Source organism: Staphylococcus sp. CoH_129_LAB_1, from assembly GCF_058191515.1.
Map to the genome: position 1 here is coordinate 12,577 of NZ_JBXWKZ010000002.1, position 13,014 is coordinate 25,590.

Below are 13,014 nucleotides of genomic sequence, written 5' to 3' on the forward strand. Positions count from 1 at the left end.
ATTGAATAAGAAATTGATGAGGCGCATCAATCATTAGTATATATTAGATTACTGTCTGCCACAGCTAATATAGAAAGGGTGCGATGCCGAAACGAATTGCAATCGCAGTAAGCATTCGTTGGACTTTGTGGTTAAGAGCTGAGAGTTTGTCATTATTATTTAATAATGGAGTGCATCACTTGTATATAAATTACGAGCAAGTTCGCGCATTCTGAACTTGCTCTTTTTTATGACGTGTGCCCCTAAATTCTAGGAGGTAAAATCTTGAAACGAAGTGTTTTGAAGTTCGGTGGTTCATCTGTCGCCGATTTTACAAAGATAAAAAATATTGCAGAAATGCTTAAACGCCGTGTAGATGACGGCGAACAACTTATTGTTGTCGTAAGTGCTATGGGGAAAACAACAGATCAATTAATGGACAATGTTTCTCATCTTACAACAACACCAAAAGATGAAGAACTTGCCCTATTATTAACAACTGGTGAACAACAAACAGTCTCTTACTTATCGATGGTATTAAATGATATTGGCGTGAGTGCAAGAGCAATGACAGGATATCAAGCAGGTATCAAGACGGTAGGTCATCATTTGAAAAGTCGAATTGCAGAAATTAACCCTGAAACATTTAATAAGGAATTTAAAGATAAAGATGTTTTAGTTGTAGCAGGTTTCCAAGGAGTGAACGATGAATTAGAGTTAACCACACTTGGTCGTGGTGGTTCAGATACGACTGCTGTTGCTTTAGCAGCTAGTAATCAAACCCCTTGTGAAATTTATACTGATGTTGATGGTGTTTATGCTACAGATCCAAGAATTTTAAGTAAGGCTAAACGTTTAAATTATGTGTCTTATGAAGAAATGATGGAAATGAGTGCTTTAGGTGCTGGAGTATTAGAAACAAGAAGTGTAGAACTTGCTAAAAACTATGATATCCCCTTGTATTTAGGTAGAACTTTATCAAATGTGAAAGGAACATGGATTATGCCAAGAACAGAGATATTAGAAAAAAAAGCCGTAACTGGAGTTGCATTAGATACACATATGATGCATATAACGATTAGTTATCCTCTCCCAGATAATCGCCTTCTAACTCAATTATTTACTGCTTTAGATGAAGGTTCAGTTAATGTAGATATGATTTCTCAAATCGTAAACGTTGAAGGTTTGCAACTATCTTTTTCTATTAAAGATAGTGATGTACAACAAATCTCAAATATTTTAGAGAAACTTTCTACAACATTTGATGCATTAGATTATAAAATTAATGAAGAATACGTCAAAATTTCGTTAATTGGTTCAGGAATGCGTGATATGTCTGGTGTAGCTTCAAAAGCATTTATTACTTTAATTAATTCTAATATTCCATTTTATCAGACAACAACTTCTGAAATTAGTATTTCTTACGTTATTGATGCTGAAAATGGGAATAAAGCGGTTGAAGTTTTATACGATGCTTTTGATATTTAAAGTGAATAATTCAAAACTTAATTAATATTTATATGGAGTGATTCTTTTATGACAAGATTAGCAGTAGTTGGAGCAACAGGATTAGTTGGAACAAAAATATTAGAAACAATTGATCGTAAAAATATTCAGTTTGATGAGTTAGTATTATTCTCATCAGCTAAATCAGCAGGTAAAGAAATTGAGTTTCAAGGAAAAACATATACAGTTCAAGAACTGACAGAAGAAGCAGCAAGTGAAAAATTTGATTACGTGCTAATGAGTGCAGGTGGCGGAACTAGTAAACAATTTGCCCCTATCTTCGAAAAAGCTGGAGCAATTGTTATTGATAATTCAAGTCAATGGCGTATGACAAATGATGTAGATTTAATTGTACCAGAAGTTAACCAACCAAAATTTAAACGTGGTATCATTGCCAACCCTAATTGTTCAACAATTCAATCGGTCGTGCCACTTAAAGTCTTAAAAGATACATTTGGATTAAAACGTGTAGCTTATACAACATATCAAGCAGTTTCAGGTTCAGGGGTTAAAGGTAAAAGAGATTTAGCTGAAGGTGCTAATGGTAAAACTCCAGAAGCTTACCCACATCCTATTTATAATAATGTTTTACCACACATTGATGTTTTCTTAGAAGATGGGTATACAAAAGAAGAACAAAAAATGATTGATGAAACACGCAAAATTTTAGGACAACCTGACTTACGTGTAACTGCCACATGTGCACGTGTACCTGTCCAAGATAGTCATAGTGTAGAAATTGATGTCACTCTCGATAAAGAAGCAACAGTTCAAGAAATTAAAGATTTATTTGAAAATGATAATCGTGTAGTTTTAGTAGATAATCCTGAAAAAAATGAATATCCTTTAGCAATAAATTCAACAGGTAAAGATGAAGTGTTTGTAGGTAGAATTCGTCGTGATGATTCACTTGATAACACTTTCCATGTTTGGTGTACTTCGGATAACCTACTTAAAGGTGCAGCTTTAAATGCAGTTCAAGTATTAGAACAAGTCATTAAATTAAAAGGAGCTAGATAATATGGCACATATTTTTGAAGGTGTAGGCGTAGCACTTGCTACTCCATTTACTAATAATGAAGTTGACTATAAAGCATTAGAACAACATGTTCAATTTTTACTAGATAATGACGTTAAAGCAATTATTGTGAACGGTACTACAGCTGAGAGTCCTACTTTAACTGAAGAAGAAAAAGAAAAAGTACTTCAAGCAGTCATTAAACAAGTTAATCATCAAGTGGCTATTATCGCTGGAACTGGTACAAATAATACAGCTAAATCTATTGAAGCTTCATTACGTGCCAAAGAATTAGGTGTAGATGGTATTATGTTAATCACACCCTACTATAATAAAACAAACCAACGTGGCTTAATTAAACATTTTGAAACAATCGCGAATGACGTTAAGTTACCAGTCGTTTTATATAATGTACCTTCAAGAACGAATATGACAATTGATCCTGAAACAGTCGAAACATTAAGCCATAATGATTATATTGTAGCTATTAAAGATGCTACAAATGATTTTAACTATTACGAAGAAGTGAAAAAACGTATTAACCAAGATGAATTTGCTCTTTATAGTGGTAATGATGATAATGTTGTAGAATTTTATAATCGTGGTGGTAATGGCGTAATTTCCGTCATTGCTAACGTCATTCCGAAAGAATTTCAAGCACTTTATGATGCTAAACAAAATGGGAACGATATAGAGAAAGATTTTGAACCGATTGGTCGATTGTTAGATACACTTTCAGTGGATGTTAACCCTATACCAATTAAAGCTTTAACCAGTCATTTAGGATTTGGAAATTATGAATTAAGGTTACCTTTATTACCATTAGAGAATGAAGAGGCAAATGTATTAGTGAATGCCTATAAAGCATTTAAAGCGGAGGAATAAAAATGAAAATTTTACTCATTGGATATGGCGCTATGAATCAACGTGTTGCCAGATTAGCAGAAGAAAAAGGTCATGAAATTGTTGGTACAATTGAACCAGAAAGTCATCAACATTCACCATATAAAAGTTATCGTCATATTGCAGACGTACAACATGAAGCTGATGTAGCGATTGACTTCTCTAATCCTAATCTATTATTACCTTTATTAGATGAAGATTTTGAGTTACCATTAGTGATTGCTACTACTGGTGAAAAAGAAAAACTTGTTCAAAAGTTAGAACAATTAAGTGAACGTATGCCTGTTTTCTTCAGTGCAAATATGAGTTATGGCGTCCATGCATTAACTAAAATTTTAGAAGCGGCTGTTCCCCTTTTACAAGATTATGATATTGAGTTAACGGAAGCTCATCATAATAAAAAAGTGGATGCCCCAAGTGGTACACTAGTTAAACTTTATGATGTTATTAAAGAACTACGTGGAAACACAACACCTGTTTATGACAGACATGAGCGAACTGAAAAACGTGAAAAAGATGAAATCGGTATTCATTCAGTTCGTGGTGGTACAATTGTGGGTGAACATGATGTTTTATTTGCTGGTACAGACGAAACTATTACCATTTCTCACAAAGCACAATCTAAGGATATTTTTGCAAATGGCGCAATTACAGCTGCTGAAAAATTAAATACAAAATCAAATGGTTTCTATACATTTGACAACTTATAAAACGATTTAAGGAGAATTTAACCTATGGTACAACACTTATCTGCACAAGAAATTATTCAATATATTAGCGATGCTAAAAAATCAACACCAATAAAAGTATACGCAAATGGACAATTCAACGATGTCACTTTTCCTGAAACATTTAAAGTATTCGGATCTGATGATTCAAAAGTGATATTTTGTGAAGCTGACGACTGGAAAACATTTTACGAAGCAAATCAATCACATATTACTGACTTAGAAATTGAAATGGATCGTCGTAACTCTGCTATTCCTTTAAAAGACTTAACCAATACAAATGCACGTATTGAACCAGGTGCTTTCATTCGTGAACAAGCAATTATCGAAGATGGTGCTGTTGTGATGATGGGTGCAACAATCAACATTGGCGCTATTGTAGGTGAAGGTACTATGATTGATATGAATGCAACTTTAGGTGGTCGCGCTACGACAGGTAAAAATGTTCATGTAGGGGCCGGCGCAGTATTAGCGGGCGTTATTGAACCCCCTAGTGCATCTCCAGTAGTTATTGAAGATAATGTATTAATTGGAGCAAATGCAGTTATTTTAGAAGGTGTAAGAGTTGGCGAAGGTGCTATTGTAGCTGCTGGTGCCATCGTTACTCAAGATGTTCCTGCTGGTGCTGTTGTAGCTGGTACACCTGCTAAAGTCATTAAACAAACATCTGAAGTTCAAGATTCTAAAAGAGAAATCGTTGCAGCACTAAGAAAATTAAATGATTAATGACAAACTTAAATAACTGAATGGTGAAGGCTGGGACAACATGTTCTCAGCCTTTACGATTAATTAAATGAATAAAGGATTGATCAATATGAGCGAATTAGAATTTGTCACACAACATAGAAGACATTTACATCAACATCCAGAATTAAGTCTTCATGAATTTGAGACAACTCAATATATTACTCGGTTTTTAGACGAATTAAATGTATTTTACGAGCAACCTCTTGAAACTGGTGCTATTGCATATTTGGAAGGAAATAGTGATCATACCATTGCGTTTAGAGCAGATATTGATGCCCTACCTATTTTTGAAGAGAATGATGTCGATTATCGTAGCCAAACAGAGAATGTGATGCATGCATGTGGTCACGATGGTCACACAACAGCGCTAATGTTATTTGTTAAAAGATGTAAAACGATGGCTGATCAACACAAATTACCTCATAACATCGTATTTATCTTTCAACCTGCTGAAGAAACAGGTGGAGGCGCAAATCGATTAATTAAAGCAGGTGCTTTTAATCAGTACCCTATTGAAGCAGTATTTGGTATTCATGTAAATCCTTTTGCTGATGAAGGACAAGTCGTGATTCGCGATGAAGAAATTACGGCAAGTGCTACAGAGTACCGTTTTTTCTTAAATGGATTATCCAGCCATGTAGCTGACAAAGAGCAAGGACATTCATGTGGTGAAGCATTGATTCATGTTTTAAATCAAGTTGGACAAATACAGCAGTATCATTTAAATGGACTAAAACGCAATATTGTTCATATGGGACATTTTAATGCTGGTGAAGCTATTAATACAGTTCCTAGTAATGGTTATTTAGAAGGAACTATTCGTACTTATGATGTCAATGATTTAAATATCGTAAAAAATCAGATGAATAAAATTGCAGAAAGTGTAAAATTACTGTTCAATGTTGATTGTAAAGTCAAATTTGAAGAGGGATATCCTGCTACAATGAATAGTCCCAAACTACGTCATATCGTAGAACAATCTATTCAATCCGCTAAGTTAGAAGTTATTGAAAAACCTCTACCATTTTTATTTGGAGAAGACTTTAGTTTTTATGGTCAACAATTAGCACCCTCTTATTTTGCTTTTGTAGGAACTCGAAATAAAGAGAAAGGGTTTATCACAGGTTTACATACATCACATTTAAATTTTGACGAAAAAGTACTTATTGATGTTGCGAATTACTATGAACAAATCTTGAAACATTATGGAGAGGAGTAAATTACATTGACGGCAGTGTGGTCAGTTGATTCAAAAATATTTTTAAAAAATGTAATTAAAGTAAAAAATAATCATCCAATTATGGCAGTTGTAAAAAATAACGCTTATCATTATGGATTAGAATTTGCAGTAAAGACATTTTTAGAAGCAGATATCAATACATTTAGTACCACTTCCTTAAAAGAAGCAGTTAGAGTTCGTAATCTTGCGCCTGATGCTACAATCTTTTTAATGAATGCGGTTTATGATTTTGATACAGTTCGAAATAATAATATTCAAATGACACTTCCTTCTCTAGAATATTATCATCAATATAAAAGTGAATTAAAAGATATTAACGTTCACTTAGAATTTGAAAATTTACTACATCGTTCAGGTTTCAGAAATCTTAATGAGATTAAAGAAGTACTTCATCATCATGAAAACGATAATGAAAGTGAAATGAATATTGTTGGTCTATGGACCCACTTTGGTTATGCAGATGAATTTGATGTTCCAGAATATGGTATTGAACGCGAATCATGGTTAAACGTCGTTAATACATTATTAAGTGAAGGATACCAATTTGAGTTCATTCATGCTCAAAATAGTGCTAGTTATTATCGTGAAGGACAACAACTTCTCCCTAATCATACACATGCACGTGTAGGCATAGCTCTATATGGCTCAAGACCATACAGCAAATTAAATGAGAATGAGATTGAACAAGCTTTAACTGTAAAAGGAAATGTGATTCAAGTTCGTGAAGTAAATAAGGGAGATTATTGTGGATATAGCTTTGCATTTGAAGCAACACAAGACCATACACATCTTGCAGTGATTGATATTGGCTATGGTGACGGTATTTTAAAGAAACGTGCAAAATATGAGGCTTTAATTAATAGTAAACGTTACCCTATTCGGGCGTTAATGATGAGTCATATGTTTGTTGAAGTCGATGATGATGTTCATGCACAAGATGAAGTGATACTATATAATAATGATATACGCATTGATGAATACACATTCAAAGGTGTTGGCGCTAATTCAGAACAACTTAGTGCGATGAATCATGATTCTCTTATAAAGGAGTATAGATAAAGATGGTAGTTAAATATAATGATTACGGTGAATTAACAATGGCGGGGACGAGCTTGAAAACATTAGCTCAAAGTTTTGGTACTCCTACCATTGTTTATGATGAAGATGAAATTCGCAATCAGATGCGTCGATTTCATAGCGCTTTTCAAAAAAGTGGATTAAAATATAATATTTCATACGCTTCTAAAGCATTTACTTGCATTCAAATGGTGAAATTAGTTCAAGAAGAAGACTTACAATTAGATGTAGTATCTGAAGGTGAACTTTATACAGCATTAGAGGCTAAATTTGATCCTAGTCGCATCCACTTCCATGGTAATAATAAAACGAAACGAGAAATACAATATGCTTTAGAAAGTGGCGTTGGATACTTTGTAATTGATTCTCTAGAAGAAATTGAATTAATCGATCGCTATGCAAGTGATACAGTTAATATTGTTATTCGTGTGAATCCTGGTGTAGAGGCACATACACATGAATTTATTCAAACAGGTCAAGAAGATAGTAAATTTGGACTTTCAATTCGCCATGGCCTTGCAATTCAAGCAGTTGAAAAGGTCAGAGCATCAAAACACCTTTATTTAAAAGGAATACATTTCCATGTAGGATCACAAATTGAAGGTACCGAAGCAATGATTGAAACAGCTAAAATTGTTTTAAACTGGCTTAATGAGAATCATATCCAAGTTGAATTACTTAACTTAGGTGGCGGTTTTGGTATTGAATATGTTGAAGGTGATGTAAGCTTCCCTATTGAAGAAGGTATTGCTGAAATTACAGATGCGATTAAATCTGAATCAGAAAAATTGAACTATGATATTCCTGAAATTGGTATTGAACCAGGACGTTCAATTGTCGGCGAAGCGGGCATTACTTTATATGAAGTTGGAACAATTAAGGAAATTCCTGAAGTAAATAAATATGTTTCTATTGATGGCGGTATGAGTGATCATATTAGAACTGCTTTATATGGAGCAAAATATCAAGCATTACTTGTAAATCGTCATGAAGAGGCAGATGAAACGGTAACCATTGCTGGAAAATTATGTGAGTCAGGAGATATTATTATCCGAGATGCTAAGTTACCTTCATCAGTAAAACGTGGAGATTATTTAGCAATTTTATCTACTGGAGCTTACCATTACTCTATGGCATCTAATTATAATCAAATGCAAAAACCACCTGTTTTCTTCTTAAAAGATGGAAAAGCACGTGAAGTTATTAAACGTCAGTCATTACGTCAATTAATTATTAATGATACAAAATAAATTGAAATGGAAGAGGAACAGAATCCGTTTTAAATTCGGTGTCTCATCCTTGATAATGAACCCCAATATATTAAAAAAATGCCTGAGACAAAATGAAGTTGTCTCAGGCATTTTTATATATAAAAAACACCCTACATCTTGGTAAGGTGCTACTAAAGTCAATATTTTTGCAATCTATAAATTATAGTTTAACAACGTTTGCAGCTTGAGGACCGCGATCGCCTTCAACTACTTCAAACTCAACTGCTTGACCTTCTTCTAATGATTTATAACCTTCTTGATTAATTGCTGAGAAGTGTACGAATACGTCGTTTTCTCCTTCAACTTCGATGAAGCCAAAACCTTTTTCAGCGTTAAACCATTTAACTGTACCTTGTTTCATAATTGTGAAACCTCCAAGACTAAAATTCATTCAATATGCATTATTCGCATATTACAAAAAATACGTGTTAAAAATATGTATAAATAACAAAATGCTATCAATCAATATTACAGATATTCTTTGCAATATGGAATAAAACTATTGCTTGGTAACTATTATATGTTAGTTTGAACTAAATTGCAATACAATTATAGAAAATTCTCTTTTAATTAATTTTTGGTAGATTATAATAAACTTCTTTATTATTTAAAACAATAAAACTATAAAATATTTGTAAATCTTCATCACAATCTTCACAAAAATTTAAATCACAATTATTATAAAATGCATAAATATTATATTTACCAATCATATAATTATTATAATATTTTTTACTTTTTTTGATAATTGATTGATAATTTTCTAACATTTCTTCATAGTTACTATAATGATGTTGTTCTACGATTTTTTCTGTCCAGTCGCTAAATAACCACCATCCCTCATAGTCAGCACGAATCTTTGCAACTGTCCACATGACTAAGTCCCCTCTCAAAATAAAATTCTAATAAATATTGTAACTTTTTTTTAGTCGAATTCAAGCTTAAAGCCTTTGTTCTTTGAACTGAGATATAGACTAGATGAGTACTAATTATTAGTTTTTTACGGGAATAATACGTATAATATAGTTAAGAGGTGGTATGATGCAACATAAACATATACAAGTATTTGGAACTGTCCAAGGTGTCGGCTTCCGTCATTACACTGAATTAATCGCAAAAAAATATGATATATTTGGTACTGTTCAGAATGTTGAAGATTACGTAGATATATATGCTCAAGGTGAAGAGAATCAATTAAAAACGTTTATTGACAAAGTGACTGCTGGTGCTTCTCCTGCGTCTTCAGTTTCTGATTATAGTATTGAAGATTTAGACGTAACAAACGAATATTCAGAATTTAAAACGATTTAAATAAAGGAAGATGAATATTGAGATATAACCTTTCTCGACTTCTGGGTGTTTTAGTAGGAATTCCAATAGCTATTATCTCATGGGTTACAAGTGTAATTGGATTTGATTTATCCTTTATTCTTGATGCCTTAATAGGTATTGGAATGTTTTTTGTATCTTATTTTCCTACTCAAAGATTGACATCCAAAAAATATTTAAAAGAAATTGGATTATCACGTAGAGATTATCGTTTTGTTAATCAACAACTCAGTCTATCACATAATAAAATTCGTAATATTTTAAAATCATATATAAATATCAGATCGATTAGAGATTTCCGTCAAATTAATGATATTTACAAAATCTCTAAGTCTATTCATTTTGCGGTTAAACAGAGACCTTCATTATTTTTCAAGGTAGAAAGTTTCTTTTATTCGCATATAGATAATGCGTTAAATTTGATTGATGCATATACTCATTTATCTAAAATGCCAAAAAAATCTGCTGAAGAAAAACAAAAGTTAGAGCAAACGCGTATTACTCTAGATGAAGTGAAACGTACACTAGTTGCAGATTTAAAAAGACTTAATGAAGATGATTATGAGCGTTTAGATATTGAAATGGAACTTAATCGATTACAACAAAATCGATATAAAAAATAATAATATAAAGTTAAGAATGGAGAGAATTTTTAAATGAATCAAAAAGACCAATTTATTAACTCACATCCATTAGATGAATATGTAAATCATCAAACTCATGATGTTTCGACTCAAAATGTTAAGCAGGACTTTGAGCAACAATTTAACGAACAAGATTTAAAAAAAATTGATTCAATTAGTCAACAAATTAAACCATTAGATAGTGAAGGTCTATTATCATTTGGGACACATCTACAACAGAATATGTCTCAATTTTCACATCAAATGTTAGATGAAGTTCAATCAAAAGATGTAGGACCTATTGGTGATACTTTAAATCAATTAATGTCTAAGTTAAGAGAAGTTAACCCTGATGACTTGAATCAAGAAAATCAATCTAAAATTAAACGTTTATTTAGACGAACAAAAGCTTCAATAAATGAAGTGTTTTCTAGAATGCAATCTGTAAGTTCACAAGTTGATAGAATCACTATTCAATTGGATAAGAATAAGGAAAATTTAACCAAAGACATTCAATTACTAGATCATCTTTATGAACAAAATAAAGCATATTTTGATGATGTTTCTCTATATATTGCTGCTGCACAACGTAAAAAACAACAAATCAAGGCTAATGAATTGCCTAAATTACGACAACATGCAGAACAATCAGGTAATCAAATGGATATTCAAAGTGTCGCTGACATGGAGCAATTTGTTGATCGGTTAGATAAAAAAATATATGATTTACAATTATCACGTCAAATTGCAATTCAGACAGCACCACAAATTCGTATGATTCAAAATGTGAACCAAGCATTAGCTGAAAAAATTCAGAGTTCTATACTCACAAGTACCCCTTTATGGAAAAATCAGATGGCCATTGCCCTTACTTTAATGAGACAAAAAAATGCTGTAACAGCTCAACGTGCAGTTACTGATACAACAAATGACTTACTTACTCGAAATGCAGCAATGTTAAAGCAAAATGCAATTGAAACTGCTACTGAAAATGAACGTGGAATCGTAGATATTGAAACACTTAAATCCACTCAAAGTGATATTATTGAAACAATCGAACAAACACTACAAATCCAATATAATGGACGTCAAAAACGTCAACAAGCTGAAAGAGAATTATCACAACTTGAGAATGAATTAAAAGAACATTTACTCACTATGAAAAAAGAATAGACAAATTTAAAACACCGATTACCCTCGTTTAAAAAGGTAATCGGTGTTTTAAATTTATTCTTTTTGATAAACAATATACGATTGATTCATAAATTTAGATACGATATATCCTATAATGATTGAAATAACAGCTATAGGTAGCCATTCTAATGAGTATTGTTTAAGAGGTAAATGATTTATAAAATTCAACTTTACTAAACCTAATGTATTTATTGTACTTACAATTGAAACAATACTAACAATGATGATAGGTATCTGTTGAGCAATAGGCTTAGTAGGAATAAAACGAGCAAGTAAAATTAAAATAATCATAGTGATAGCTACAGGATAAATAATACTTAATACAGGAACAGACATTTTTATAACAGAATTTAATCCTAAGTTAGCCAATATAAAACTGATAATTGTAAAACATATGGCATATACTTTATAACTTATTTTTGGGAATATACTATTAAAATATTGACTCACAGATACAATAAGTCCACAAGCCGTAGTTAAACAAGCTAAGGCAACGATGATTCCTAGTAAATATTTTCCTAAAATGCCAAATCCATTTGTAGCCATAGTAGTAAGTAAATAAGTTCCTATATTTTGATCTTTAGTAATAAGAGATGTAATCGTATTTCGACTTACTCCCATATGATTACCAATATAGCCTAGAGAGACATATATAAAAATTAATGCTAAAGCGGCAATAAATCCAGCTATTACAGTTTGTTTAAATATCTGATTGGCATGTTTAACTCCTGTTGCTTTAATTGCATTAACCACAATCATTGAAAATGCAATTGCAGCGATTGCATCCATAGTTAAATAACCTTCTGTAAATCCATGAGAAAAACTTTCTAAGTTTGAATGATATATTTGTGGATTCCCATAAGATGAATCATTACCTTTATAATCTATGAATCCTTTTATAATCATCGCTAAAATTGTGATTAATAATAAAGGTGTTAAAAAAGAACCAATTCGATCTACTATTTTTCCAGGATTAATACATAAATATAAAACAATAATAAAATAAATAAGTGTGAAAATAAATAAAGATATATTACTATTTGAATGAGTAATAGGTGTAACAGTCATTTCAAAAGACGTAGATGCAGTACGTGGTATAGCAAATAGAGGTCCAATGGTTAAATAAATAATGACTAGAAAAACAACTGAAAATCTTGGTGATAGTTTATTAAAGGCACCAATATATCCTTCTTTATCAAGTGCACCGACGACTACTCCAAGTAATGGCAAGCCTATTCCAGTCAAACAAAAAGCTAAAATTGCAGGCCAGAAGTAGGCACCACTTTCTTGTCCTAAATTAGGAGGGAAAATTAGATTACCTGCGCCAAAAAACATAGCAAATAGCGTAAAACCGATAATCCAAGTATGTTTGTTCATAGAATTGCTCCTTTTTATGTAT

At 32.1% G+C, this 13,014-nt stretch carries 14 protein-coding genes and 1 riboswitch; of the genes, 11 read left to right on the forward strand and 3 right to left on the reverse strand.

The genetic code is table 11. The features are described from left to right. The first annotated feature begins 8 nt into the window (after positions 1-8). Positions 9-184, forward strand: a riboswitch (Lysine riboswitch). 77 nt (positions 185-261) lie between these two features. From AC2FB1_RS00875 to lysA, 8 genes are all read left to right on the forward strand, one after another. Continuing rightward, positions 262-1,467 carry an aspartate kinase gene (locus AC2FB1_RS00875; protein WP_490673525.1) on the forward strand — a complete coding sequence of 402 codons (1,206 nt, stop codon included), beginning with the start codon at positions 262-264 and terminating at the stop codon, positions 1,465-1,467. 48 nt (positions 1,468-1,515) lie between these two features. Further along, on the forward strand, positions 1,516-2,505 hold the full coding sequence (locus AC2FB1_RS00880; protein WP_490673400.1) for an aspartate-semialdehyde dehydrogenase: 990 nt from the start codon (positions 1,516-1,518) through the stop codon (positions 2,503-2,505). Between the two features lies 1 nt (position 2,506). Then, positions 2,507-3,388 carry a 4-hydroxy-tetrahydrodipicolinate synthase gene (dapA, locus tag AC2FB1_RS00885; RefSeq protein ID WP_490673401.1) on the forward strand — a complete coding sequence of 294 codons (882 nt, stop codon included), beginning with the start codon at positions 2,507-2,509 and terminating at the stop codon, positions 3,386-3,388. 2 nt (positions 3,389-3,390) lie between these two features. Beyond that, on the forward strand, positions 3,391-4,116 hold the full coding sequence (dapB, locus tag AC2FB1_RS00890; protein ID WP_490673402.1) for a 4-hydroxy-tetrahydrodipicolinate reductase: 726 nt from the start codon (positions 3,391-3,393) through the stop codon (positions 4,114-4,116). A gap of 24 nt (positions 4,117-4,140) precedes the next feature. After that, positions 4,141-4,860 (forward strand): 2,3,4,5-tetrahydropyridine-2,6-dicarboxylate N-acetyltransferase, encoded by a 720-nt coding sequence (gene dapD, locus AC2FB1_RS00895; RefSeq protein ID WP_490673403.1) that lies wholly within the window; start codon positions 4,141-4,143, stop codon positions 4,858-4,860. Between the two features lie 88 nt (positions 4,861-4,948). Continuing rightward, positions 4,949-6,100, forward strand: a complete 1,152-nt coding sequence (locus AC2FB1_RS00900; RefSeq protein ID WP_490673404.1) for an amidohydrolase — start codon at positions 4,949-4,951, stop codon at positions 6,098-6,100. A 6-nt stretch (positions 6,101-6,106) separates the two neighbouring features. After that, positions 6,107-7,180 (forward strand): alanine racemase, encoded by a 1,074-nt coding sequence (locus AC2FB1_RS00905; protein WP_490673405.1) that lies wholly within the window; start codon positions 6,107-6,109, stop codon positions 7,178-7,180. Positions 7,181-7,182: 2 nt separating this feature from the next. Beyond that, entirely contained in the window at positions 7,183-8,448 is a 1,266-nt protein-coding gene (gene lysA / locus AC2FB1_RS00910; protein ID WP_490673406.1) for a diaminopimelate decarboxylase, read from the forward strand. Between the two features lie 181 nt (positions 8,449-8,629). Here lysA and cspA read toward each other — a convergent pair whose 3' ends face one another. Then, on the reverse strand, positions 8,630-8,830 hold the full coding sequence (gene cspA / locus AC2FB1_RS00915; protein WP_015900294.1) for a cold shock protein CspA: 201 nt from the start codon (positions 8,828-8,830) through the stop codon (positions 8,630-8,632). Between the two features lie 205 nt (positions 8,831-9,035). Beyond that, entirely contained in the window at positions 9,036-9,344 is a 309-nt protein-coding gene (gene msaA, locus AC2FB1_RS00920; RefSeq protein ID WP_490673407.1) for a regulatory protein MsaA, read from the reverse strand. Between the two features lie 166 nt (positions 9,345-9,510). On the opposite strand from msaA, the gene AC2FB1_RS00925 reads away from it, so the two are divergent. From AC2FB1_RS00925 to AC2FB1_RS00935, 3 genes are read left to right on the forward strand one after another with little or no spacing between them, the layout of a single operon-like run. Beyond that, positions 9,511-9,780, forward strand: coding sequence for an acylphosphatase (locus AC2FB1_RS00925; protein WP_490673408.1), 270 nt, complete (start codon positions 9,511-9,513; stop codon positions 9,778-9,780). A gap of 17 nt (positions 9,781-9,797) precedes the next feature. Next, on the forward strand, positions 9,798-10,421 hold the full coding sequence (locus AC2FB1_RS00930) for a 5-bromo-4-chloroindolyl phosphate hydrolysis family protein (protein WP_490673409.1): 624 nt from the start codon (positions 9,798-9,800) through the stop codon (positions 10,419-10,421). A 33-nt stretch (positions 10,422-10,454) separates the two neighbouring features. Beyond that, the gene (locus AC2FB1_RS00935) at positions 10,455-11,594 is read left to right on the forward strand and encodes a toxic anion resistance protein (RefSeq protein ID WP_490673410.1); all 1,140 of its coding nucleotides are present in this window, start codon (positions 10,455-10,457) and stop codon (positions 11,592-11,594) included. A 54-nt stretch (positions 11,595-11,648) separates the two neighbouring features. Here AC2FB1_RS00935 and brnQ3 read toward each other — a convergent pair whose 3' ends face one another. Further along, positions 11,649-12,992: a branched-chain amino acid-like transporter carrier protein BrnQ3 gene (gene brnQ3, locus AC2FB1_RS00940; RefSeq protein ID WP_490673411.1), complete on the reverse strand. Its 1,344-nt coding sequence runs from the start codon at positions 12,990-12,992 to the stop codon at positions 11,649-11,651. Positions 12,993-13,014: the final 22 nt, after the last annotated feature.